The sequence below is a fragment of the Gilvibacter sp. CC01 genome (genome assembly GCF_055755295.1).
In genome coordinates, this window is record NZ_CM146909.1 from 1,620,183 (window position 1) to 1,645,464 (window position 25,282).

At 42.6% G+C, this 25,282-nt stretch carries 22 protein-coding genes and 1 tRNA gene; 11 read left to right on the forward strand and 12 right to left on the reverse strand.

What is annotated here, in order from left to right; genetic code table 11:
* The first annotated feature begins 7 nt into the window (after positions 1–7).
* A complete protein-coding gene (locus tag AC0J2F_RS07665; protein ID WP_473007136.1) occupies positions 8–1,639 on the forward strand; it encodes a S41 family peptidase in 1,632 nt (543 codons plus the stop codon).
* Here AC0J2F_RS07665 and AC0J2F_RS07670 read toward each other — a convergent pair.
* The 5 genes from AC0J2F_RS07670 to AC0J2F_RS07690 form a co-directional block, all read right to left on the reverse strand.
* Positions 1,631–2,086 (reverse strand): GNAT family N-acetyltransferase, encoded by a 456-nt coding sequence (locus tag AC0J2F_RS07670; RefSeq protein WP_473007137.1) that lies wholly within the window; start codon positions 2,084–2,086, stop codon positions 1,631–1,633. The genes AC0J2F_RS07665 and AC0J2F_RS07670 overlap by 9 nt on opposite strands.
* Positions 2,086–2,547: a GNAT family N-acetyltransferase gene (locus AC0J2F_RS07675; RefSeq protein ID WP_473007138.1), complete on the reverse strand. Its 462-nt coding sequence runs from the start codon at positions 2,545–2,547 to the stop codon at positions 2,086–2,088. The genes AC0J2F_RS07670 and AC0J2F_RS07675 overlap by 1 nt, the downstream gene beginning before the upstream one ends.
* Entirely contained in the window at positions 2,528–3,427 is a 900-nt protein-coding gene (locus AC0J2F_RS07680; protein ID WP_473007139.1) for a cation diffusion facilitator family transporter, read from the reverse strand. The genes AC0J2F_RS07675 and AC0J2F_RS07680 overlap by 20 nt, the downstream gene beginning before the upstream one ends.
* 10 nt (positions 3,428–3,437) lie before the next feature.
* On the reverse strand, positions 3,438–3,869 hold the full coding sequence (gene rpiB / locus AC0J2F_RS07685) for a ribose 5-phosphate isomerase B (RefSeq protein WP_473007140.1): 432 nt from the start codon (positions 3,867–3,869) through the stop codon (positions 3,438–3,440).
* Between the two features lie 492 nt (positions 3,870–4,361).
* Positions 4,362–4,601, reverse strand: coding sequence for a DUF2007 domain-containing protein (locus tag AC0J2F_RS07690; protein ID WP_473007141.1), 240 nt, complete (start codon positions 4,599–4,601; stop codon positions 4,362–4,364).
* 80 nt (positions 4,602–4,681) lie between these two features.
* On the opposite strand from AC0J2F_RS07690, the gene rnr reads away from it, so the two are divergent.
* The 3 genes from rnr to AC0J2F_RS07705 all read left to right on the forward strand — a co-directional run bounded on the left by rnr (position 4,682) and on the right by AC0J2F_RS07705 (position 8,453).
* A complete protein-coding gene (rnr, locus tag AC0J2F_RS07695; RefSeq protein ID WP_473007142.1) occupies positions 4,682–6,913 on the forward strand; it encodes a ribonuclease R in 2,232 nt (743 codons plus the stop codon).
* A gap of 46 nt (positions 6,914–6,959) precedes the next feature.
* Complete coding sequence (locus AC0J2F_RS07700; RefSeq protein ID WP_473007143.1) at positions 6,960–7,631, forward strand: head GIN domain-containing protein; 672 nt, start codon at positions 6,960–6,962, stop codon at positions 7,629–7,631.
* 132 nt (positions 7,632–7,763) lie between these two features.
* On the forward strand, positions 7,764–8,453 hold the full coding sequence (locus AC0J2F_RS07705; RefSeq protein ID WP_473007144.1) for a LysE family translocator: 690 nt from the start codon (positions 7,764–7,766) through the stop codon (positions 8,451–8,453).
* Positions 8,454–8,490: 37 nt separating this feature from the next.
* On the opposite strand, the gene AC0J2F_RS07710 is transcribed toward AC0J2F_RS07705, so the two are convergent.
* Both AC0J2F_RS07710 and folB read right to left on the reverse strand, forming a co-directional pair.
* A tRNA-Cys gene (locus AC0J2F_RS07710) sits at positions 8,491–8,561 on the reverse strand.
* Positions 8,562–8,617: 56 nt separating this feature from the next.
* Complete coding sequence (gene folB / locus AC0J2F_RS07715; protein ID WP_473007145.1) at positions 8,618–8,974, reverse strand: dihydroneopterin aldolase; 357 nt, start codon at positions 8,972–8,974, stop codon at positions 8,618–8,620.
* 73 nt (positions 8,975–9,047) lie between these two features.
* On the opposite strand from folB, the gene AC0J2F_RS07720 reads away from it, so the two are divergent.
* Positions 9,048–11,063: a glutamine--tRNA ligase/YqeY domain fusion protein gene (locus AC0J2F_RS07720; RefSeq protein ID WP_473007146.1), complete on the forward strand. Its 2,016-nt coding sequence runs from the start codon at positions 9,048–9,050 to the stop codon at positions 11,061–11,063.
* Positions 11,064–11,090: 27 nt separating this feature from the next.
* Here AC0J2F_RS07720 and AC0J2F_RS07725 read toward each other — a convergent pair whose 3' ends face one another.
* Both AC0J2F_RS07725 and AC0J2F_RS07730 read right to left on the reverse strand, forming a co-directional pair.
* On the reverse strand, positions 11,091–11,612 hold the full coding sequence (locus AC0J2F_RS07725; protein ID WP_473007147.1) for a hypothetical protein: 522 nt from the start codon (positions 11,610–11,612) through the stop codon (positions 11,091–11,093).
* A gap of 3 nt (positions 11,613–11,615) precedes the next feature.
* Positions 11,616–12,560 carry an SPFH domain-containing protein gene (locus AC0J2F_RS07730; protein WP_473007148.1) on the reverse strand — a complete coding sequence of 315 codons (945 nt, stop codon included), beginning with the start codon at positions 12,558–12,560 and terminating at the stop codon, positions 11,616–11,618.
* A 76-nt stretch (positions 12,561–12,636) separates the two neighbouring features.
* Here AC0J2F_RS07730 and AC0J2F_RS07735 point away from each other — a divergent pair, with 76 nt between their 5' ends.
* The gene (locus AC0J2F_RS07735; RefSeq protein ID WP_473007149.1) at positions 12,637–13,287 is read left to right on the forward strand and encodes a hypothetical protein; all 651 of its coding nucleotides are present in this window, start codon (positions 12,637–12,639) and stop codon (positions 13,285–13,287) included.
* Here the strand turns inward: AC0J2F_RS07735 and gltX are convergent.
* A complete protein-coding gene (gene gltX, locus AC0J2F_RS07740) occupies positions 13,284–14,795 on the reverse strand; it encodes a glutamate--tRNA ligase (RefSeq protein ID WP_473007150.1) in 1,512 nt (503 codons plus the stop codon). The two genes, AC0J2F_RS07735 and gltX, sit on opposite strands and share 4 nt — an antisense overlap.
* 75 nt (positions 14,796–14,870) lie before the next feature.
* Positions 14,871–15,929, reverse strand: coding sequence for an alkane 1-monooxygenase (locus AC0J2F_RS07745; protein WP_473007151.1), 1,059 nt, complete (start codon positions 15,927–15,929; stop codon positions 14,871–14,873).
* Positions 15,930–16,060: 131 nt separating this feature from the next.
* On the opposite strand from AC0J2F_RS07745, the gene AC0J2F_RS07750 reads away from it, so the two are divergent.
* From AC0J2F_RS07750 to AC0J2F_RS07765, 4 genes are all read left to right on the forward strand, one after another.
* Complete coding sequence (locus tag AC0J2F_RS07750; RefSeq protein ID WP_473007152.1) at positions 16,061–19,405, forward strand: hypothetical protein; 3,345 nt, start codon at positions 16,061–16,063, stop codon at positions 19,403–19,405.
* Entirely contained in the window at positions 19,398–19,820 is a 423-nt protein-coding gene (ybeY, locus tag AC0J2F_RS07755; RefSeq protein WP_473007153.1) for an rRNA maturation RNase YbeY, read from the forward strand. Before AC0J2F_RS07750 ends, ybeY begins: the two co-directional genes overlap by 8 nt.
* 94 nt (positions 19,821–19,914) lie before the next feature.
* Positions 19,915–21,786, forward strand: coding sequence for a tRNA uridine-5-carboxymethylaminomethyl(34) synthesis enzyme MnmG (gene mnmG / locus AC0J2F_RS07760; protein ID WP_473007154.1), 1,872 nt, complete (start codon positions 19,915–19,917; stop codon positions 21,784–21,786).
* 30 nt (positions 21,787–21,816) lie between these two features.
* The gene (locus AC0J2F_RS07765) at positions 21,817–22,662 is read left to right on the forward strand and encodes a class I SAM-dependent methyltransferase (protein ID WP_473007155.1); all 846 of its coding nucleotides are present in this window, start codon (positions 21,817–21,819) and stop codon (positions 22,660–22,662) included.
* A 147-nt stretch (positions 22,663–22,809) separates the two neighbouring features.
* Here the strand turns inward: AC0J2F_RS07765 and AC0J2F_RS07770 are convergent, their stop codons facing one another.
* Entirely contained in the window at positions 22,810–23,952 is a 1,143-nt protein-coding gene (locus AC0J2F_RS07770; protein WP_473007156.1) for a DNA polymerase III subunit, read from the reverse strand.
* Between the two features lie 132 nt (positions 23,953–24,084).
* On the opposite strand from AC0J2F_RS07770, the gene AC0J2F_RS07775 reads away from it, so the two are divergent.
* Complete coding sequence (locus AC0J2F_RS07775; RefSeq protein WP_473007157.1) at positions 24,085–25,272, forward strand: phosphoglycerate kinase; 1,188 nt, start codon at positions 24,085–24,087, stop codon at positions 25,270–25,272.
* Positions 25,273–25,282 lie beyond the last annotated feature (10 nt).

The window sequence follows — 25,282 nt, forward strand, 5'->3', positions numbered from 1 at the left end:
TCGAGCTATGCTTAAACGCGTAAAACGTATCGGAATCCCTATGGTTTTAGGGCTGATTTTGATCAGCACCACAGCTTTTAAAAACGACTTCTTTGAAATTGCAAAACAGGTGGAGATTTTCACCACCTTGTTCAAAGAACTCAATATGAATTATGTAGACGAGACCACTCCAGCAGAACTGATGGACAAAGCCATCACCGGAATGTTGGACGACTTGGACCCATATACGGTTTACTGGAATGAACAGGAGGTAGAAGACGCGCGCATCAATAATTCTGGAGAATATACCGGAATTGGTGCTTCGGCACGCACAGCAAAAGGCAAGATCATTGTAATGGAGCCTTTTAAAGACTATCCGGCCGACAAGGCTGGACTCAAGGCTGGCGACGAAATTATTAAGATAGACAACATCTCCTTAAGTGATTTTACCGATGATGCCGGAGACCTCTTAAAAGGGGCTCCTGGCACTACGGTTTCGTTAACATATTTGCGTCAAGGTAAAGAATACACCACACAGTTGACCCGCGAAGCAGTAGGCATTAAAGCGGTGCCTTTCTCTAAATTGATTGGAGGTGATACTGGCTATATCGTGCTGAGTAAATTCAATGCTAAGACCACTATAGAAACCCATAAGGCTTTAGAAGATCTGAAAGAAGATGGGGCTAAAAAAATCATTTTGGACCTTAGGGGTAACCCTGGGGGCTTGCTCAATGAAGCCATTAATGTGGTGAACTTATTTGTCAATAAGGGAGAGGTAATTACCACAACAAAATCCGTCATTAAAAAATACAACCGCACCTATATGACCCAACAAGACCCAGTGGATACAGAGATCCCATTGGTGGTTTTGGTCAATGGTCGATCAGCCTCAGCAAGTGAGATCGTTTCTGGAGCCATTCAAGATCTGGATCGCGGGGTGGTAATTGGTGCCCGCAGTTTTGGAAAGGGCTTGGTACAGCGCCCAAAAAAACTCACTTATGGGACCCAGCTTAAGATCACTATTTCCAGATATTACACGCCAAGCGGTCGATGTATTCAAGCCTTGGATTATTGGAACAGGGACGAGAACGGAGATCCGGTTCGCGCCGAGCCAGACGAGTATAACGCCTTTAAAACGCGTGGCGGCAGAACTGTTTACGACGGAGGGGGAATTCTTCCAGACATAGTCTTAGAGTCTTCTAAGTACAGCCCTATAACCACAGCCTTGCTTAGAGATAATGCCATATTTAATTTCGCCACGGACTACTATTACAAGAAAAAGCTAGACTCTTGGGCTAATTTTGAGTTTACCGATGCAGATTTTGAGGCCTTTTTAAAGTTTCTCGACAAGGATGGATTCGAATACGAGACTGAAACGGAAAAAGCTTTTGAAGCCGCCTTTAATAAAGCAAAAAGTGACGAACTGCAGGGCAAGATTGATAAGGCCTACGGACAATTGAGAGCTGCCATAAACGAGGTTAAGCAAGACGAATTGCGCGACAAAAAGGTAGAAATCAAATCTCTTTTAGAGCAAGAGATCTTAAAGCGCTATTTCTATCGCGAAGGTTTGTACGAATATCAAGTCGTGAACAACCCGGAGATCTTAGAAGCCCTTGCGGTGCTTAATGATCCGCAGCGTTATGCTAAGATCCTAAAGTAATTTGGAGAAACACAGGCTCTCTGCCACACCCTTATAAGGGCCATAATTTTCTACCATACGTTGGTAGCCAGTTTTCTGGTAAAGCGCAATTGCCGAGTGTTGACGCACGCCAGTTTCTAAGACCAAGCGTTCAAAACCCTCTTGCTTAGCCCAAAGTTCAACCTCTTGTAAAACGGCTCTTGCAAGGCCTTTTCCACGAGCTTCTTGGGCAGTGTACATGCGTTTTACTTCAGCCGTGGCGTTATCTATGGCTTTGAAACCGCCGCACGCGGTCGCGCGATTTTCAGTATAGGCCAAAAGTAGATGCTTAATGTCTTCCAGACCATTGTACTGGTCGTAAAAGTCATGATCGTCTCCATCGGTGATCTTGAGTTCCTCATCCAACTGCTGCACCAACTTTAAAAGGTCTGGATGTTTATTATCGACTCTTTGGAGTAAGATTCTCATTAGGCTTTGATCATTGCGATATGCGGAATTCCATCTTCTAGATAAGATTCCCCAGTTGTTTTAAAACCGTGGCTGTTGTAAAAATCGATCAAATAGGTCTGCGCAGAAAGTTTAATAATATTGGTTTTGTAGTGTTCTGATATTGCAGCTACAGAGGCTTTCATGATTTGATGTCCGTAACCGTCTTTGCGAAATTCTTCTGCCACCACTACCCTACCAATGGCCGCTTCTGCAAAATAATCTCCGGGCTTAAAGCAGCGGGTATAAGCCACTATCTTTCCGTTGCGCGTACCAATAATGTGCAGCGCCTTCTGATCTTTTCCGTCCAGATCCTGATAAACACAATCTTGTTCTACCACGAAAACCTCACTGCGCAGTTGCAGCAACTCGTAGAGCTCCCTGATGTTGAGATCTTCAAAGGTTTTAATTGTAATGGTAAGATCAGTCTTGGACAATGACATCTTTGGCGTCGTTTTTATTGAATTCTGGTTGAATATTTACGTGATTGATTCCGTACTCTTTTTTAAGATACGCTTCTATTTTAAGTAAAAGTGTGTCGAACTCAGAAATTCGGATATCCTCGTGTAGATCTAAATGGGCTTCCAGATGCGTCTCGTCTTCATTGGCCTGCCATACATGTACATGATGCATGGCCTGAACACTTGGAAATTCGTTGATGGTTTTTATGATGTTCTCAATCTCTATTCCTGCCGGCGTAAACAACATTAGTACTTTGAGTGATTGTTTGAAAAGATTATATCCCATAAAGATCAGATACAAGGCAATGGCCATGGTAAGGACGCTATCTACCCACCAAAGCTGATAGTATTTCATAAGTAAACCGCCAATGAGTACCGCAACCGAGGCGGCCATATCGGTTAGTAAGTGTAAATAGGCAGAGCGCATATTCATGTTGCTGCCGGCTTCCTTCCGCAGTAAAAGAACACTTAAGCCGTTTCCAACTATAGCAATTGCAGACAGCCAGATCACTAAATTGCTTTCAATTTCTTGAGGATTTAGAAAACGCTCTACAGACTCCACAATTAAGATCACCGCTACAATGAGCAAAGTGCTGGAGTTTATAAAAGCAGCGATAATTTCGGCCCGCTTGTATCCGAATGTTTTTGTTATAGAAGCAGAACGTTTGGAAAGTCGCTCTGCGATATAACTTATAAGCAATGATAGTACATCGCTAAAATTATGTAGTGCATCAGAAAGTAAAGCAAGACTGCCGGAGATAACTCCTCCAATAACCTGAGAAGCGGTAATAATCACATTGAGCAAGATAGACACCACTAATTTGGCGCCCTTGGTATCGTGATGATGATGATTCCCGCCCATAAGATCGGTATTACATACAAGCAATTTTATTCACGCGATTAGCGTGTCTACCCCCCTCGAATTCCGTGTTTAAAAAAACATCTACCATAGCAACAGCCTGTGGTAAAGAGGTGAAACGAGCTGGAATACTAAGTACGTTTGCGTCATTATGTAATCTGGCTAGCTCTGTGATTTCTTTAGTCCAACACAAGGCAGCTCTTACTTGTTGGTGCTTATTTGCTGTCATGGCAGCTCCGTTTCCACTTCCGCAAATAATGATCCCTAAGTCTGCAGCGCCATTTTCTACATCTGTAGCAACTGGATGAATAAAGTCAGGATAATCAACACTGGAACTATCGTCGGTCCCGTGATTACTCACTTTATGACCCTGGGCTTCTAGATGCGCCTTTATAGCAGCTTTGTATTCGGTACCGGCGTGGTCGTTTCCTATGGAGATATTCATAATGTGGTGTTTAAGGTTTCGCGCTTATACTTATATCAATATTGATTCAAATACGGAGGAGTAATTAGCTATAGGCTGTAGATTATATGTTTATAAATTGTTACTGCCTATCGATAAATAAATTTGGTTTTTCAATTAAAAAAGCTCCTTATAAAATAATTGTAGCAAACCAATTTTAATTATTCCATGTTATAATGAACTTATTACAAAAATACAGGAAGTTTCTAACAGCCGTTGTGAAATTCACTTATTAAAAATTCACTTTTTATTAGAGTTATTCACAGTTGTGAACTTAAATTCTCAATCCTTTATAAATCAATCTACAAGATCTGTAATTAGTTGTTAAGAACACGTCAATAAACTACTTTTTAAACGCCTTCAAAATTTATTGAAAAGAAGTTTTACTAGTTGTCAACACCCTATAATAAGCATCAATAATTCAATTTAAAAAAAAGAAAAAAAGAGATAATTATATATGTTGTTAAAAACTGTTTAGACTATTTGAAGTCTGCCTGAGGATTTTAGATCTTCGATGATCTGGATAGCTGTTTCTTTGTCCTGCTGATGTACTTTAAGTCTGATTCCGCCTATGGCGTTGGAGTGAAAAGGAAGGACAGAGATCATGGTCTCGTTCTGAAAAACATAGCGAATAGCCTGCTGCTGAAGCAGATGCTCTAGTACAGTATATTCTGAAGGATAGGTGAATATGGCTATAGTTTCAAATCGCTCCATGAGTCTAATTTACCAAATCTTTTAGGCTTAAAAAATGCATTCTCGCTTTATTGGTCTACTTTTGTCGCTTAAAGTTTCTAATGGGGAAGAAAAAAAGAAAGAAAAAAGGAACAACTAATATTCAGCAGCTTAGCCGAAGCATACTCAGTATCCTGAAAAAAGATCCTTCCAGGAGTTTCAATTACAAACAAATTGCAGCCAAATTACAAGTTACAGATCCAAGTGGTCGCAATCAGATCATAAAAAAACTCAGACAATTACAGTCTAAAGGACAAGTGGAGGAGATCGATAGAGGGAAATTCAAGATAGTTGCTAAATCCTTCTATCACGAGGGTACTATAGATGTTACTAGCAGAGGGCAAGGCTATGTTATTGTAGAAGGCATGCAAGAAGATGTCTTTATAAAACAAAGCAATCTCAATAGAGCTTTAAACGGAGACAAAGTAGAGGTTTATATATTCAAAAGAAGAAAAGGTGGAAAATTAGAAGGGGAGATCACCAGAGTGATCGAGCGCAAACGCACAGAGTTTGTCGGAACCATTCAAATCCAAAAGAATTTCGCTTTTGTAGATACTTCTGCTTCTAAATTGTCGGTAGATATTTTTGTTCCAAAGAACAAGATCGGGAAAGCACAAGATGGTGATAAAGTACTGGTTAAGTTAGAAGACTGGCCAGAATCTGCAGACTCTCCGTTTGGTAGTATTATAAAGAGCTTTGGTCCTGAAGGTGAGCACAATACAGAGATCCATGCTATTTTAGCGCAATACGGATTACCGTATGAATTTCCTCATGAGGTGCAAGCTTTTGCAGATCAGTTAGATACTTCTATCACTCAAAAAGAGATCGAAAAAAGGCGCGATATGCGTGAGGTTTTAACCTTTACTATCGACCCTAAAGATGCTAAGGATTTTGACGATGCACTCTCTTTCCAGGTCTTGGAAAATGGCAATTATGAAATTGGTATTCACATTGCGGATGTGTCTCATTATTTACAAGAAGGAACCATTTTAGATGAAGAAGCTTTTGAGCGCGCCACCTCTGTTTATTTAGTGGATAGAGTAGTGCCTATGTTGCCGGAAGTGCTTTCTAACAATGCTTGTTCTTTACGTCCTAATGAGGAGAAGTATACCTTTTCTGCAGTATTTGAAATCAGTAAGGATGCGCAGATCCAGTCGCAGTGGTTTGGTAGAACAGTAACCTATTCTGATGCGCGTTTTGCTTATGAAGAAGCTCAAGTAGTTATAGAAGCTAAACAACAAGCTCCTTTTACTGAAGTTGAAATTCCGGAAGATATTTCTATTCGTGAAGGTGCTTACAAGGTTCCTGCTCCAATAGTTGAGGCTATTTCAACTTTAGATTTTCTAGCGAAGATCATGCGTAAAAAACGCATGCAAGCTGGAGCCATCTCTTTTGATAAAGTGGAAACCAAATTCCATCTAGATAAAGACAATAATCCAGAAGGGATCTTCTTTAAAACTTCTAAAGACGCCAACAAACTTATAGAAGAGTTTATGCTTTTAGCTAACAGAAGAGTGGCAGAATTCATAGGAAAACAAAATCCTCCAAAGACCTTTGTTTATCGAATCCACGACGAGCCTGACGATGAAAAACTGGCACAACTCGGAAACATAGCCTATCAGTTTGGACACCGTTTTTCTGTAAAAGACAGAAAGTCTACCACCGCCGCCTTGAATCAGCTTTTAAAAGATGTACAAGGAGCAAAAGAACAAAACTTGGTAGACACTTTAGCGATCAGATCCATGAGTAAAGCTATTTATAGCACGGAGAATATTGGTCACTACGGTTTGGCGTTTGATTATTATACTCACTTTACTTCACCGATTCGCCGTTATCCGGATGTTATGGTGCATCGTTTGTTGCAGCATTATTTAGACGGAGGGAAGAGTGCAGACAAAGACCAATTCGAAAGAGATTGTGGTCATTGCAGTGATATGGAATATACAGCTTCTACTGCAGAACGCGACAGCATTAAATACATGCAGGTCAAGTACATGAGTCAATACAAAGACGAGGTATTCTTAGGTGTTATTTCTGGAGTCACTGAATGGGGAATCTATGTGGAGATCATAAGTAATCGATGTGAAGGAATGGTTTCCTTAAGAGATCTTAAAGAAGACCATTTTGATTTTGACCGCGACCAAATGGCTGTAGTTGGAGTCAACACAAAAATAATGTATCAGCTTGGAGATGAAGTATATATCACTTTAAAGAATGCCGATTTGGTTAAAAAACAGTTGGATTACAACCTGCTCGGACACAAAGAAGATCACAATTATCCCAATGCACTGTAACATTTTGCGATAGTGCGACTCCTTAGTGTAGCAATCTAAAAGAAATATGAAGCAGATAATTACACTTATAGCCCTAGTCTTTACAAGTCAACTTTTTGCCCAAGAGATCAATAAAGAGGTTGGAGATTTTGATACCCTTAAGGTTTTTGACTTAATTGAGGTGAATATGATCCCTGCCGATGAGAATCGGGTAGTGGTCAAAGGCCGTGATGTAGATTACGTAAAGATTATCAATGACAATGGCAAGCTCAAGATCCGTATGGAGATTGACAAGCGTTTCAATGGCGACGATACCTTTGTAGCCGTTTACTTTAAAAGCATTGCAACTATCGATGCCAACGAGGGTTCTTATATCACTGTCAATGAAACTTTAATTCAAGACGACTTGGAGTTGAGAGCTCAAGAAGGAGGTACCATTAAAGTTGGTTTAGATGTAAAACGTCTTAAAGCACGCGCGGTTACCGGTGGAATTTTAGAAACCTCTGGCAAGACCGAGTGGCAAGAAGTAACCTTGAATACTGGAGGAATTTATGAGGGTCAAGACCTAATTACCTCTTATACTAAAGTAACAATAGCTGCCGGAGGAGAAGCAGAGATCCACGCCAAAGACAAAGCAGAGCTGAAGGTCACTGCTGGTGGCGATATCTACGTATATGGAGAACCAGCCGAACTCAAAAAGAAAACCTTTGCCGGCGGCCGAATAGAACGCATGTACTAAAGGCACAACCAAACAATTTTAAAGCTCGTAATTATTCTTAATTATGAGCTTTTTTTATGACTTCTCTGAAGCAACCAAGGTTTCTCTAATTTTGACTTTTTACCCCTGTAAATATTCGTATTTTTATGGGGTATGACAGACGGCTTATTATATGCGGCAGTTTATGGTTTCTTATTAGCTTTTGCTTTAGGGCCTGTCTTTTTTACGCTTATAGAAACCGCTATTTCTAAGGGATTTAAGGCGGCTTTATTCTTTAATATCGGAGCTTTTACTGCAGATATACTCTTTATTGTCTTTGTCTATTTCAGTACAGAAAAGATCTTAGAAAAACTGCAAAACGACCCGAATCTAATCATTTTTGGAGGTGCTATTTTAGTGATCTATGGGATCATTTCTTACATCCGCATCTCTAAATCCTTTATAAAAATTGTACGCGAACACTATTCGGTCAGTGTTAAAAAGAACCTACCTGGCTTGTTCTTAAAAGGCTTCCTTTTAAACTTTGTGAACTTTGGTGTTCTTGCCGGTTGGATGGGAACCATGATCATGGCTAATGCACTTACCTCTTCTAAAGAAGGAGTTATCCTTTTTCTAAGTACCGTCTTAATTGTCTTCTTTTCTACGGATCTAGTAAAGATCACCTTAGCTAAAAAATTGCGCTCTAAACTGACGCCGCGCTTTATTTTTAGAACCAAGCGTTGGGTGAGTATTCTTATTATAGGATTTGGCTTGATCTTACTCTACCAAGGATTCTTCCCAAACCAATCCATTAAACAGGGTATACAGGAACTACAGAGCGAACAAACTGAGACTACAGAATAAAAAAACCCGCTAAGATCTAGCGGGTTTTCTTTTGTTGAGGCATCGAGCGGATTCGAACCGCTGTACAAGCTTTTGCAGAGCTGTGCCTAGCCACTCGGCCACGATGCCATTGTGGAGGGCAAATGTAAAAAAATTCGTTGTAAATCGGGAAGTTTCCCTTGATTTTAGCGTTGGTCTTCTAAACAAACTTCTACCGAGGCTACATCGCCATCAATTGGCGGGTTGATCTTTGCCACGCAAACCTTGGTATAACTTACCATAGGCAGCTCCTCTAAAATGCGCGTATTGATCTTTTTAGCTACAACTTCTAGCAGTTTACTCGGTACCGCCATTTCTTCTTTAATGATGCGGTTTAGGTGCACGTAATCCACAGTATCGTTGAGATCGTCAGTAGCAGCGGCATTTTGAAGATCTGCCTTAACTTCTAATTGTACCAGATAATCGGAACCAATAATGGTTTCTTCTTTTAAACAGCCGTGTGAGGCGTATACTCTAACGTTATGTAAGCGAATGATTCCCACCTAAAAAAATTTTCCGCTAAGATAGATTATTCTTGGGTTTTGGTATCTTTGTCAGTCATTAAAAACAAAGGCTGTGAGCGACGATAAATCCTTGAATTTCATAGAGCGAATCATTGAAGACGATCTTTCAAAATCGTATTCAAACCAGCAACTTCGCTTTAGATTTCCACCAGAGCCCAATGGCTATTTGCACTTGGGGCACGCTTCTGCCATTTGTTTGAATTTTGGTTTGGGTCAGCGTTATAATGCACCTGTAAATTTGCGCTTTGACGACACCAATCCAGCCAAAGAAGAACAAGAATTCGTAGACGCCATTAAGCGCGATATCGAATGGTTGGGATACGAGTGGGACCGGGAATGTTATGCTTCGGATTATTTCCAGGAGTTGTATAACTGGACAGTAGAACTTATCAAAGCCGGAAAGGCCTATGTGGATTCTCAAAGCTCAGAAGCTATAGCAGAACAAAAAGGAACACCTAATGAGCCTGGTGTGGCCAGCCCATACCGCGATCGTTCTGTAGCAGAGAATTTAGAGCTTTTTGCTAAAATGAAAGCGGGCGAAATGCCAGAAGGCCAACACGTAGTGCGCGCCAAAATAGATATGAGTTCCCCGAACATGCTTATGCGCGACCCGGTCATGTATCGTGTCTTGCACAAGCATCACCACAGAACAGGATCGGACTGGAGCATATTCCCCATGTACGATTGGGCCCACGGAGAAAGCGACTACGTAGAGCAAGTCTCTCACTCGCTTTGTACTTTGGAGTTCTTACCCCACCGCGAACTATACGATTGGTTCTTAGACCAGATCCACGACCCGGCAAAATTACGCCCAAAACAGCGTGAATTTGCGCGTAGAAATATCTCACACACGGTTGTGAGTAAGCGCAAATTGGCTCAATTGGTGGCAGAAGGCGTAGTTTCTGGTTGGGATGATCCGCGTATGCCGACCATTTCTGGAATGCGCCGCAGAGGCTATACGCCCGATTCTATCAAGAATTTTGCAGACAGTGTGGGGATCGCTAAGCGTGAGAACTTAGTTGATGTTTCACACTTGGAATACTGTGTACGCGAGGACTTGAATAAAGTAGCTAATCGCGTGATGGCTGTCTTGGACCCAGTTAAACTGGTGATTACTAATTATCCTAAAGGGCAAGAGGAATGGTTGGAAACAGAAAACAATCCAGAAGATCCGAATGCCGGCAACAGAGAAATCCCTTTTTCAGGAACACTTTATATAGAGCGTGAAGACTTTAAAGAAGAAGCTGGGCGCAAATTCTTTAGGCTGACCTTAGGCGGAGAAGTTCGTTTAAAGAGCGCTTATATTATTAAGGCGGAATCTGTAGAGAAAGATGCTGCAGGCAATATCACACAGATCAACTGTAGTTATGATCCTGACAGTCTGAGCGGTAGTGGAACCGAGGCGAGTTTGCGCAAAGTTAAAGGTACTTTGCACTGGGTTTCTGCGGATCATGCCATAGAGGCAGAGGTACGTGAATACGACCGTTTGTTTTTGGATGAATCGCCAGACACGCACAAAGACAAAAGCTTTATGGAGTTTGTGAACCCAGATTCCTTAAAGATCCGCAAGGCGAGTTTAGAGCCTTCTTTGGCAGACGCAAAACCTTTAGAACATTTCCAGTTTCAACGTTTGGGCTATTTCAATGTAGACCCGGACAGTAAGCCTGGGGCTCTGGTCTTTAACAAGACCGTTGGCCTGCGCGATACTTGGGCAAAACAGAAACCCCAAGTTCCGCAGCAAAACAAACCCAAACAACAAGCTCCTGAGCGCGCTGCGATAGATCTAATTAAGCAATTAGGAAAGAAGTACACCAATCTACCAGAAGACAAGAGAAACGCCACTAGAGGCCGTATAATTGAGTTGGCAGAGAAGGTGTCTTATGAGGAATTGGAACCCTTGTTTGCAACCGCTGCAAAAAAGGCAGGTACCCGAATTGCTGCGATGTTGGTGTTAGGCGTGCTGCTTAAAAAGGATCAGGAAAATACACCTGAAGCGACAGAATTTATAAGCAAAGCTTTAGAAGACCGCAACGACTTGCTGGTCAAAGAAGCTCAAGAACTTGCATAAAAAAAGCCCCTCATACAGGGGCTTTATTTAGTTGTCTATCATTGTTCTTTCATCTGGAGGGACGTTTAATGCCGTTTTAAGATCTGGCAAGATCATCCCTATAACCGCCTCATTGTTGAGTTGTGCGCCCTCGATAAAATACCAACGGTTTAGTTCGGGTTTATAGATTCCGAACATATGAGAAATGGACTGGGTCGATTGCTCCGGGCTCATCCTTACCACCACCTTGTTCTTTATCACACAGCGATACTGGTCTTGTTCAAACGCAAAGCCTGTCATTTCAATAACTTCACTGCTGGTGATACTAAAACCTTGACTTTCCATGTTTTTCATGGTTTCGGCCATCATGCCTAAAGCGCTTTCGCGGCCGCCCATTAGTTCTAAAACCTCAGGCATAGTATAGTCAAAGAGGGTTTCATAGTCCGAATTCTCTGTGGCTTCACAAGCAATTTTGGCTTGGGCAATAGCTAGGGCTTTAAGTTCGTCTTCGGTTTGGGCCGATGTTGTAAACCCAATGCCTAAGAACAACAGGATTAGAATGGATCTCATGATTTATTCCGATTTATTTTTCCCCACACCACGAGCCGCGTTCTGCTTTTTCATCTCCTCACCGATCTGGTTACTGGCTGTGAATGAAGCGATCATATTGTTGAGCATATCACTTCCTGCTTGTGGAGAGTTAGGCAATAAGATCAAGTTGGTATTGGTCTCTTCGCCAATAGACTGTAGGGTGTCGTAATGTTGCGTTACCACAATTAAGGCAGAGGCCTCCTGAGAGTTGATACCAACATTGTTAAGCACATCTACAGACTCTTCCAGACCGCGGGCTATCTCGCGTCGCTGATCTGCAATACCTTGACCTTGTAAGCGCTTGCTTTCTGCTTCTGCACGAGCCTTGGCAACGATCTTGATACGCTCTGCTTCTGCCTCGTATTCGGCAGCAACTTTTTCACGCTCCGCAGCGTTGATTCGGTTCATTGCAGCTTTTACCTGTACGTCCGGATCAATATCGGTAACCAGGGTTTTAATAATATCGTAGCCGTAATCAAGCATAGCCTCATTGAGCTCACGCTTTACAGCAATAGCAATGTCGTCTTTACGCTCAAAAACGTAGTCAAGCTTCATTTTAGGTACTTCTGCACGCACCACATCGAACACATAACTAGTGATCTGATCGTGTGGGTTTTCTAGCTTGTAAAAGGCTTCGTATACCTTTTCTTTGATTACCTGAAACTGTACAGAGATCTTAAGACGCACAAACACGTCGTCTTTGGTTTTGGTCTCAACTATTACATCCAGCTGTTGGATTTTTAGGTTGATGCGCCCAGCAATTCTGTCGACTAAGGGAATTTTGAGTTGAATTCCGGAGTTACGAATGCCAATAAAACGTCCAAAACGCTCTATTACAGCGGCAGTCTGTTGCTTGACTATAAAGAAAGCCGACACAACGATCAGTAAACTGAACAAGAGGGCAGGACCAATAAGAATATACTCCATGGGTTGATTTTTAAGTTATAAAATGACTAAGAGAAGATAAGAAAAATGCAATACATTTGCAGCTTTCAGCTATACTATGAGGCATATATTCCCCCTAATTGTTACAGTCCTGCTCCTAAATTTTTCTGCGGCAGCACAAGGAATCGATAGAAATTACAACAAAATTGGCGTCTCCGGAGGTTATTTGTTCTCCGATATAGATACAGACGATCTCCCTTTAAGCAGCTCCAATGGCTTCACTTTAGGCCTTGAGACACGTGGGTCCTATAGCAAGACCATGGACTTTATCTATGCCGTGACCTTTTACAACCAACAAGTTGACCTGCAAACCGTTGGTATCAATGGTGACGAACTAGTGAACATGAGCCAACAATCGGTTCAATTACAGTTCCTGGCCAGTTACAATATCTTTAGACATCACCTCAGCGTGGAGGCTGGTCCGGCCATTGCAGTTCAAGGTAAATTTAAACCAGCAGAAGAGAGTCAGCAGAACAACCTAGTGGCGGGTTATACACTAACTCGAGTACAAGACCTTAGAGATCTTTCTACTATCGATTTTAGAATCGTTGGGGGCTTGACCTTCGGAATAGAACCCTTTAGAATCAGCCTGCTTTATATGCGCGGGCTAACCAATACGTTGAATGCGCTTAACGGAACCAATCCGGAGTTGAGCGATCTTAAAGGAAACAACAACCTCTTGGCTGTAAGAGGGATTATTTATTTCTAGGACATATAGGCTATAGCCACTTCAATACGTTTGATGGTTTCCGCTTTACCGAGCAGTGCGGCAATTTCAAAGACATCCGGGCCTTGCAGGGAACCTACCAAGCTCAGGCGTAAAGGCATCATTACTTTGCCAAAGCCCATTTCTTGACTTTGGATCCAGCCTTTTACAGTAGCAGCGGCATTCTCGGCAGTAAAATCTTCTATTTGATTTAGTAGCCCGACCACCTTTTGCATAATGGCTGGCGTGTCTTCTTTAAAGGCCTTTTTAGCCGCTTTTTCATCGTAAGCATCCGGAGCAACAAAAAAGAAGGAACCTAGGGTCCATAGATCTTCTGTAAAAGTGATGCGTTCTTTTAAGGAAGCCACCACAGGAGTTAGGTCCATGGCAGTGCTAATATTCTTGGCGGCTAGGAATTCTCCAAAGGCCGCGGCCAATTGCTCGTCAGAGCGTTGTTGAATATAATGGGTTTGAAACCATTTGGTTTTTTCCGGATCGAATTTAGCACCAGCTTTGTTTACGCGCCCTAAGTCAAAGGCAGCCACTAGCTCCTCCAAAGAGAAGATCTCTTGCTCGGTGCCTGGGTTCCACCCTAAAAGGGCCAACATATTTACTACTGCCTCTGGTAAATAGCCGTCTTCTCTGTAACCAGCAGAAGGGGCTCCTTCTTGTGGATTCCACTGGAGTGGGAACACCGGGAAGCCCATTTTGTCACCGTCGCGCTTAGAGAGTTTTCCTTTTCCAACAGGCTTCATAATAAGGGGTAAGTGGGCAAATTCTGGCGCATCCCAACCCATAGAGCGGTATAACAAAGAGTGTAAGGCTAAAGAAGGCAACCATTCTTCACCTCGAATTACATGTGTGATCTCCATTAAATGGTCGTCTACTATATTGGCTAAGTGATAGGTTGGCATTCCGTCGCTTTTAAAAAGTACTTTATCGTCTAGGGTGGAGGTATGCACCTTTACTTCTCCGCGGATAATATCCTTAAGTGTAAGCGTTTCGTCTGCGGGCGTTTTAAAACGGATCACAAACGGAAGACCAGATGCCAGACGTTCTTGCAATTCGGCCTCAGAAAGCCCTAAACTGTTGTCTAGGTTGTCGCGATTTGCCCAACCGTAGCTAAAGGTTTCTTTGTTGGCTTCGGCTTGCGCTCGTAAATCACTTAGTGCTTCTGGAGTGTCAAAAGCGTAATAGGCGTGTCCTGAAGCAATGAGCTGATCTGCATATTGCTTGTAGTTTGCTTTGCGTTCACTTTGTCTGTAAGGGCCAAAGCCACCATCTTTTCCTGGGCCTTCGTCAAAAGGTATATTGAGCCAGTTCAATGCCTCGATAATATAATCTTCTGCGCCCGGCACATAACGAGTTTGGTCGGTATCTTCTATGCGGAGCACAAAGGTCCCGCCGTGTTTTTTAGCGAACAAATAGTTGAATAGGGCGGTGCGGACACCTCCAATATGTAGAGGGCCTGTAGGGCTTGGTGCAAAACGTACGCGTACAGCATTACTCATAACTGGCAAAATTTGGTCGCAAATTTACGTTTAATTGCTCGAATGACTATGGCAGACTACAGTAAATCTAAACGCTTAAGCGGCTGTTTGCAGCGCCACCATTTCTTTGGGAACGCGTTTGTTCATGATGGAGAACCACAGCGGCGGAACCATAGCTAAGACCATAGAGGTTGGGTAGCCGAATGGCAACTGCGGACTTACTTCGTGATACTCCAATACTTGGTACTTTTTACTGGCTTTGTAGTGGTGGTCGCTGTGACGGGTGAGTTCATAAAGAATAACACGACCCAACACGTGGTTTGAATTCCAGGAGTGGATCTCTGACACCCTTTCGTAGCGACCGCTTTTGGTTTTGGTGCGACGCAATCCGTAATGTTCAATATAGTTGATGGTTTCTAAGAGAAGTATCCCAACGAGGGCTATAACGGCTGCCAGCAAGAGTCCCATCAACCCAAAAAAGGCAAAGCACACACCAAAATAGGCTAGCTGCAGTAGCAAATACCAGAACATATCGTTCTTGAGGCTAAAAAAGCTCAAATTGTCTGCTTTAAGCAGGCGCTTTTGAATTTGCCAAGCGTTGCGATATTGCCTTGTTGTAGAGGTGAACCAAAAAGAGTATACCGATTGGTTGTAGGCTGCAGATGCAGGATCATTTTCTGTAGCTGCATGCAGGTGATGTCCAAAATTGTGTTCTATGTAAAAGTGCATATACTGGGCCGGCAACAAGAGTATTTTACTTAAACTACGCTCCCAAGCTGTTTTTCTGTGGCCCAGCTCATGGGCTACATTAATGCCATTGGCACCCAGCACAATCCCCACAGAGAAGGTATAACCAATAATGGCAGAGGTGCTGTAGTCGGCCCAAGATAAACTCCACAAGAAATATCCGATTATTCCGTAAACGATAGGCAGGTTCAGATATAAGAGCACATCAAAGAACTTGTTCTTTAACTTGGAATCGGCGGTTTCTTTATCTAGATTTTCGGTGTTTACGGGTAGTAATAATTCCATGATAGGGATAAGCACAAAGGCAAAAACGGGTGTAAAGTAGGCCCAGCTTTCTCCCATCCAAAGAGAAAATATAGCCACTGCCGGAATAGAAAATGCAGAGAGGTATTTGAGGTCTTGTAACATAAGTTGTGGGTTTGTCTTGCTTACTGCGGATTGGGTACGGTCTTTGCAGCTTCCTTAAACGACTGTTAAATCAGATCGATCTGGCAAATAAAATCGTAATTTAGAAGTTTACAAGCCTGTAATAGCGCCTTATGAGCACCTTTGTGATCATCCAGCAAAAGCTGGAACAATTTATTAAAAAATACTACACCAATGCCCTTATAAAGGGTAGTTTGTTGTTTCTAGCGGCGGGTTTACTCTACTTGTTAGTCACACTTTTGGTGGAGCATTTCTTATGGTTGGACTCTGCGGGACGCGCTATTTTATTCTGGGCTTTTGTGGCCGTAGAGGTAATGCTTTTTGTGCGATTCATCGCAATTCCGCTAGCGCGCTTGTTTCAATTGCAAAAAGGGATCAGCCACGAAGAGGCTTCTAAGATTATCGGGAATCACTTCCCGGAGGTGAGTGATAAATTACTCAACGTGATTCAACTCAATCAAAACCAAAGGGAGTCCGAACTCCTGGCGGCGAGTATAGACCAGAAAGCGGCAGAGTTAGAACCCATACCCTTTAAACGCGCCATAAATTACGCAGGAAATTTACCTTACTTGAAATACGTTGCCATTCCCGTTTTACTCTTTTTGGTGATCAGTGTTTTGGGCGGGAAGGATCTTTTCACAGATTCTTATAAGCGCGTGGTCAATTACGATACAGCCTATGAGCCACCGGCACCCTTTGCCTTCTTTTTAGAGAACGAATCCTTAGAGGCTATACAGCACCAGCCCTTTGTGTTGCGCGTAGCGACCTCTGGCGATGTGATGCCAGAAACTGCCTATTTGACCTATAATGGCCAACGTTTTTTAATGAAACCCGTAGGCCCCGGCCTTTTTCAATACGAGTTTAAAAGACCCAATACAGACATTGAGTTTCGCCTTAGCGCAAATTCCGTGAACTCCATTCCTTTCACCTTAAAAGTGGTGGAGGTTCCCACTTTGGTTGCCATGGAGATGGCCTTGGATTATCCCGCTTACACGGGCAAGGCAGACGAGGTTTTAAATAATTCCGGGAACGCGACCGTACCAGAAGGAACTACTGTAAGTTGGAAATTACAAACGGTTAAGACAGAACAGGCCCTGCTTAAAACCAAGGACAGTACCTATGTTTTTGAGGGTGAGTCTGACGCCTTTAGCAAGGATTTACGACTGTTTGACGATTTAGATTACGCCATTACCACTTCTAACGCAAGACTCAAAGAATACGAGAATCTGAATTTCAACATAAGCGTTGTTAAGGACGAATACCCCAACATACAACTCAGCACCCAAAAAGACAGTATAGATGATCAGATCGCCTATTTTTTAGGACGTATTTCTGATGACTATGGCCTAAAGAAACTGGAATTGGTCTACTATCCCAGTGGTGAAGAAAACATGGCTGTTCGAGAGGATCTGCCTATTAACAAAGGCACATTTGACCAATTTGTAGCGACCTTTCCCGGACAATTGAATTTAGAAAAAGGCGTGGCCTACGAATATTATTTCGAGGTTTTTGACAACGATGGTTTGCGTGGAGGCAAAAGTAGCAAGAGCGGCATATATTCTTATCGTGTTTTGACAGATTCGGAGTCCGAAGACAAGCAGCTCGAACAGCAAGAAGAGACCATAGACAATCTAGACGAGACTCTTAAAGACATGAAAGAGCGCGAGGCGCTGCTCAAAGAATTGGCTAAAACCCAAAAGGAAAAGGCCAACTTGAACTGGAATGACAAGAAGAAGCTGGAGAATTTCTTTAAGCGGCAGGAGCAGCAAGACGAGCTCATGAAAAAGTTCTCGAAGCAATTGGAAAACAATCTCGAGGATTTTCAAAAGGACGAAGAAGATCCCTTTAAAGAACAGCTTAAAGAACGCCTCAAGGAAAATGAGGAGATGTTAGAGAAGAACGAAGAGCTTCTCAAGGAGCTGCAAGAGCTTCAAGACAAGATCAACAAAGAAGAACTGTCTGAAAAATTAGAGCGTTTAGCCAAGAACAATAAGAATCAGGAGAAGAATCTGGAACAGCTCTTAGAGTTGACCAAGCGTTATTACGTATCTCAGAAAGCGCAGAAAATAGCTAACGATCTGCAAGAGCTGGGTAAGAAACAAGAGGAGTTGAGCCAAGCTCCCTCCGAAGAGAACACCCAAGAGGAGCAAGAGAAACTCAACGAGGCCTTTGAAGAACTCAAAAAGCAATTAGAAGACCTCAGAAAGGAGAACGAGGAGCTTAAGGAGCCGATGCCAATTCCTCAAGATAAAACCGGAGAGAAGCAGGTACAAGAGGACCAGCAGAACGCTACAGAAGACTTAAAGAACAACGATCAGGAGCAGGCCAGTCCGAAGCAACAGAAAGCAGGGCAGAAAATGCAAGAAATGGGTCAGCAAATGCAACAGCAAATGGCGGGTGCCTCTATGGAAGGCATGGAAGAAGACATTGATATGTTGCGGCAGATCTTAGATAATTTGGTGTTGTTTTCCTTTGAACAGGAGGCCTTGATGGAAGACTTTAAACGCATTGATTACAACAGTGCTATTTTCTCCACCAAGCTTAAAATGCAGAACAATTTAAAGCAGCACTTTGAGCATATAGACGACTCTATTTTTGCCTTGGCGCTGCGACAACCCATGATAGGCAATAGCATAAATGAGTTACTTACCGATGTCTCTTTCAACATAGAAAAGTCGCTAGAGCGTTTGGCCGAGAACCGCGTAATGATGGGAGTGACTAGTCAGCAGTATACAGTTACAGGTGCTAATGACCTGGCGGTACTTTTAAGCGATGCTTTAAACAGCATGCAGAATCAGATGATGATGGGTGCAGGCTCGGGTTCGGGTAGCCAAGGAAGAGGCTTCCAATTACCTGATATTATTAAGACACAGGAAAGTCTGAATGAGCAAATGCAACAAGGCATGAAACAAGGTCAAGAAGGTGAGGGTGAAGGTGAAGGCCAGGGGCAAGGAGAAGGCGAAGGCCAAGGAGAAGGTGAAGGTCAAGGCGAAGGTCAAGGCTCTAATAATGGAAACGGAGAAAGTAATGGTAGCTCAGACGAGGACTTAAATGGTGAGTTGTTTAGAATCTATCAGGAACAACAAATGCTGCGCAAGCAGTTAGAGGATAAAATGGGAGAGGAGGGCCTGAAAGGCTCCGGAGGAGATATTCTCAAGAAAATGGAAGAGATAGAAGAGGAGCTTTTGGAAAAAGGTTTCAATGAGCGAACTTTGCAAAAAATGACAGAACTCAAGTACGAGATGCTTAAGTTAGATGAGGCGACTTTTGAGCAGGGACAGGAACAGCGCAGAGAGTCTGAGACCAATAAAAGGGATTATACAAACCCCTTGTTACCTTCTAGTCTGGATGTTAAGAAATACTTCAATACTACAGAAATTCTTAACCGAGAAGCCCTGCCGATGAAGCGCGATTATAAAAAGCGCGTACAAGAGTACTTTAAAGGAAACGATGGATAACATCAACTTTGAGAACAGAACCGACCATGAGATCCTGTCTTGGGAAAAGGTCACGTCTTGGTTAGAAGAATTGTGTGCAAAGCACGGTTATGATGCTGGTGATATTTCTTATCTATTTTGCGATGATGATTATTTACTGGAGATCAATCAGCAGTATTTGAATCATGACACCCTTACGGATATAATCACGTTCGACTACACCTTAGGTAAGAAGGTCTGCGCAGATATTCTTATATCGTTAGAGCGCATAGAGGATAATGCCAAGGATTTCAATGTTACTTATGATCAGGAATTATGCAGAGTAATGGCGCATGGAGTCCTACACTGCATTGGTTTTAAGGATAAAACAGAATCTGAAGCGAAAAAGATGCGTCTAGCTGAGGAAGAAGCCATTCAACTGTTTGAAAATCAGTAATATATAGTCTAAAATCTTACTTTTTCGGTAATCTTTTATGTAGTATCTTTGCCGCGTAGAAATTTAATGTTCCACGTGGAACAATGTAGCGCTTATGTTTGCTGAATCGTATGATGTAATTGTTGTTGGTGCAGGGCATGCCGGATCTGAGGCTGCCGCCGCTGCCGCGAATATGGGATCAAAGACTTTATTGATCACCATGAATTTGCAGAATATAGCTCAGATGAGTTGCAACCCCGCTATGGGCGGTATAGCTAAAGGGCAAATTGTTCGAGAGATAGATGCGCTTGGTGGTTACAGCGGGATTGTAAGTGATAAGACGGCGATCCAGTTTAAAATGCTCAATAAATCAAAGGGCCCTGCCATGTGGAGTCCGAGAGTTCAGAGTGATCGCATGCTGTTTGCTGCGGAATGGAGAGCGCTATTGGAACAAACCCCGAATCTGGATTTCTATCAGGAAATGGTTTCTGGGCTTATTGTCGAGGGTGATAGAATAGCTGGCGTAAAAACCAGTTTAGGAATCGAGGTGCGAGCAAAAGCGGTAGTGTTAACTAACGGTACTTTTCTCAACGGCCTAATTCATATTGGCGAGAAACAATTTGGAGGGGGTCGAGCAGGTGAACGCGCTGCAGTTGGAATAACAAAAGATCTGGTTGATCTCGGTTTCGACGCAGGTCGAATGAAGACCGGAACACCGCCTCGAGTTGACGGTCGATCTTTGGATTTTTCAAAAATGCTTGAGCAGCCAGGAGATGATGATCCAGCCAAGTTTTCTTATTTACCGGAGATCAAGCCGCTGACAAAACAACGTTCTTGCCATATGACGTACACCAGTAATTTGGTGCACGATTTGTTGCGTGAAGGCTTTGACCGCTCACCTATGTTCAATGGTAGAATAAAAAGTATTGGCCCTAGATATTGTCCGTCTATAGAAGACAAGATCCACCGATTTGCAGATAAAGATAGACACCAACTTTTTGTAGAACCAGAAGGATGGCATACGGTAGAATATTATGTAAATGGTTTCTCTACTTCCTTGCCAGAAGAAGTACAATTTAAAGCCTTGCGTTCTGTGGCTGGTTTTGAAAATGTGAAGTTCTTTAGACCAGGTTATGCCATCGAGTATGATTATTTTCCACCTACGCAATTAAAGCATACCCTAGAGACAAAATTGGTTTCAGGCTTGTTCTTTGCTGGCCAGATCAACGGAACAACTGGTTATGAAGAAGCGGGTTCACAAGGTTTAATGGCGGGTATAAATGCACACCTAAAAGTGCACGAAAAAGATCCTTTTATTCTTAAAAGAAGTGAAGCCTATATTGGTGTATTGATTGACGATTTGATCACCAAAGGAACAGAAGAGCCTTATCGTATGTTTACCTCTAGAGCAGAATACAGAACCTTGCTTAGACAAGATAATGCCGACTTTAGGCTTACTCCAAAATCATACGAGATAGGATTGGCGTCCAAAGAGCGCTTGGTGAATATGGAGAAGAAACAGGCCGAGGCAGACGCCTTTATTCATTTCTTTAAAACAACTAGCGTAAGTCCGGAATTAGCCAACCCGATCTTGGAATCTAAAGACAGTGCTACCGTTAAGCAAAGCGATAAAATGGTGCGTATGTTCTCGCGCCCTAGGATTACTATGGACGATATGAAAAAGATCCCTGCGGTCTTTGATTATATCCACGACAATCAACTTAGCGATGAGGTTTTGGAGCAAACCGAGATACAAGTAAAGTATGCAGGCTATATCGAAAAAGAGAAAAGCAATGCAGACAAACTTAATCGCTTAGAAGGAATTAGCATTCCAGATAATTTCGATTATTCTAAACTCAAGTCTTTGTCGTTTGAGGCTAAAGAAAAGCTTTCTACAATTCGCCCAACAACCATTTCTCAGGCATCTCGAATAAGCGGAGTTTCTCCGAATGATATTTCGGTTTTACTCGTTTATATGGGCCGATAATTTTAAATGTTCCACGTGGAACATCTGCACATGAACAAAAACAGATCGGACTTAAAAACCCACTTGCAAGTCAAAGATCACTTCTTAAGTGGAGAGTTATTTAGTTTGCTTTATGATGCGGAGCTGGACATGTTATATACCGATCCTATTCCGGAAGAGCTAGCAAAATATTATGAGAGCGAGGACTATATTTCGCACACTGATGCTAAAAGATCTTTTGTGGATAGGGTCTACCAAATGGTCAAATTTTGGTCTGTGCGCTCTAAGTTGAACTTAGTAGAATCTCACGTTGTTGGCAAAAAAGTGCTCTTAGATATTGGCGCCGGTACAGGAGGCTTTTTGCTGTATGCCAAAACTCGTGGTTGGTCAGTTTCAGGAATCGAAACCAATTCGGCAGCGAGAGCTTTAGCGAAAGTAAAAGATCTGGATCTTTTTAAGGAACGCCCTGACGGTTTGATACCAAAACCAACTGCAATTAGCCTGTGGCATGTTCTAGAACATTTGCCAGACCCTAAAGAATATCTCAAGTGGATTCATACCCAACTCGAAGAGCAGGGAATTTTAATAATTGCTGTTCCTAATTTTAAAAGCTGGGATGCTAAACACTACCAATCCGATTGGGCGGCTTACGATGCGCCTAGACATTTATGGCACTTTTCAAAAAAGAGCATTTTAGAATTGACCAATCAACATTTCTTTGTCGAGGATATTAAACCTATGGTCTTCGATTCATTTTATGTGAGTTTGCTTTCAGAGAAATACCGAAATGGAAAATCTAATTTGATCCGAGCTTTCTTTAATGGTTTACGCTCCAATATGTCTGCTTGGAGCAGTGGAGAGTATTCTTCTCTCATTTATGTGCTCCGAAAGCGCTAATTTACCTATAGATTGCCGCTAAATAGCTTTCGTCATTATAAATACCCATGTACTAGGCCAAAACTTAAAACGCGCTTAAAACGGCTTATTTGAGGCCATTATTTATAAGCTCGAACTATGAAGGGTTAAAAAAGCAATAAGTTTTACTTATGATGCTTTTTTGTGGATTAAACGAGTAAGAGAAATGGCCAGATCGGAAAAGATGATCTTCGGATTTCCGTTGCGCTCAATATGATATAAAGCAGAAGAAATATTGGCAATTATTTCTTGAATATTGCCTTCGTGAATAAAAGGAGCGAATTTGTGAAGATCAAAGTCGGGACTCTCCGGAATATAGTATACAATTTCTTGTGCGCCGTAATTGATCAGCATCGCATCTCTAAAGAATTCTGTGCAAAAGGCCAGAAATTGTTTTTGAGTTTCTCTACCGCTGGCTGCAACTTCTTCGCTCCAGGCAAGCAGATCATTGATGGCCATTTTATTTCCTTTTGCTTTAAAGGCTGTTCGAACCCAATACAAGAACCACCGCTCAAAAGTGACATTATCGCCGTCGTGAAGATGAAGATGTACGGCCTTGCTAAAATCACCCTCAGCGCGTTTAGCCAGAGCTTGAGCTGTAGCAGTATCAAGATCAAACTTGTTTTGTAAACCTGTTGCTATGGCTTCTTGCGGAAGTAAAGGGAAGTTCAATTTTTGACAGCGTGAACGTATGGTACCAATAATCTGTTCGTCGTTCTCGGTAATCAAGATCAGTACAGAATCTGCAGGAGGCTCTTCTACCAACTTAAGGATCTTGTTGGCACATTCCGTGTTCATCTTTTCGGCCATCCAAACGATCATAACCTTATAGCCCCCTTGGTGCGCCTTTAAAGAAAGTTTTTTGACCATATCTTGGGCTTCGTCTACGCCAATGCGCCCCTGCTTATTTTCGATCCCAATGTGTTGATACCATTCGAACAGACTGCCGTAAGGGTTCTCAGCGACAAAACTCCGCCATGAATCTAAAAACAGATCGGAAACAGGATGCTTTTTTACCTCCGCAGTAGTTGCTACAGGAAACACAAAATGCAGGTCTGGGTGCTGCAGCCGTCTAACGCGCTCAACTACAGTGTTTTGGCTGTCTAAGTTGCTCATTGACAATAACTTAGCGGCATATTCTAAAGCTATGGGCAAGACACCTACACCGCTGGGACCAACAAATAATTGGGCGTGCGGCACCCGACCTTGCTCCGCAGAAACTTGCAAATGAGAGACTAGGTGATTCTGACCCAAAACATCTTTAAAAAGCATGGCCTAAAGATAAACGTTTTGACAGGATATAAACACCTCAAAATCTGCTATATTTACAGCCGTAAAAGAGGCAATCTTCCCTATGCCTTGCCCGCGTTTCAAACTATTAATTAATCTAAAGACACAGTCCTTTTGAAAACATTAGCCGACATTAATTTTAGTAACAAAAAAGCGGTGATCCGCGTAGATTTTAACGTACCGCTAAACGATGAATTCCAAGTTACCGATACTACTCGGATAGAAGCTGCTAAACCTACCATTATTGAAATATTGGAGGCTGGTGGCAGCTGTATACTGATGTCACATTTGGGACGACCCAAAGGCCGTCAAGAAGAATTCTCATTAAAACATATAGTTGGAACTGCGAGTGATTTACTCGGAGTTAATGTAAAATTTGTTGACGATTGCGTTGGGTCTGCTGCAGAGGCCGCAGCTGCTGAGCTGCAGCCTGGAGAGATTTTGCTTTTGGAGAATTTGAGATATCACGCAGAAGAGACAGCGGGAGATGAGGCTTTTGCCAAAGCGCTTGCTGGCTTAGGAGATGTCTATGTGAACGATGCTTTCGGAACTGCGCATAGAGCGCACGCGTCCACTGCGGTAATTGCGCAATTCTTTCCAGAGCAAAAGTGCTTTGGGCATCTTTTGGCCAAGGAAATAGCCAGTGTAGACAAGGTTTTAAACAACTCAGAAAAGCCGGTAACGGCTATTTTAGGAGGGGCAAAAGTATCGTCAAAAATCACTATCATAGAAAATATTCTAGACAAGGTTGACCACCTGATCATTGGCGGAGGAATGACCTTTACTTTCATCAAGGCCCAAGGAGGTTCTATTGGGGATTCCTTGGTAGAAGACGACAAAATGGAGCTCGCTCTTGAGATCCTAAAACAAGCAGAGGCCAAAGGGGTTCATGTTCATTTGCCTACGGATGTATTAGCTGCGGATGGATTTGCGAACGACGCCAATACTCAGGTTTGTCCTATCGATCAAATACCAGACAACTGGATGGGCTTGGATGCTGGGCCCGAAACACGCGAAGCTTTTGCTAAAGTAGTGTCTCAATCTAGAACCATACTTTGGAATGGCCCGGTTGGAGTCTTTGAAATGGAAAGCTTTGCAAATGGCACTATTTCCCTTGGAGAGGCTATAGTTTCGGCGACTGAAAACGGAGCTTTTTCTCTTGTTGGCGGTGGAGATTCTGTGGCGGCAGCCAAGCAATTTGGATTGGCAGAAGGCATGAGCTACGTCTCTACTGGCGGGGGCGCAATGTTAGAAATGCTGGAAGGCAAGACCCTTCCTGGAGTTGCCGCGATTTTAGATTAACTATTTAAGC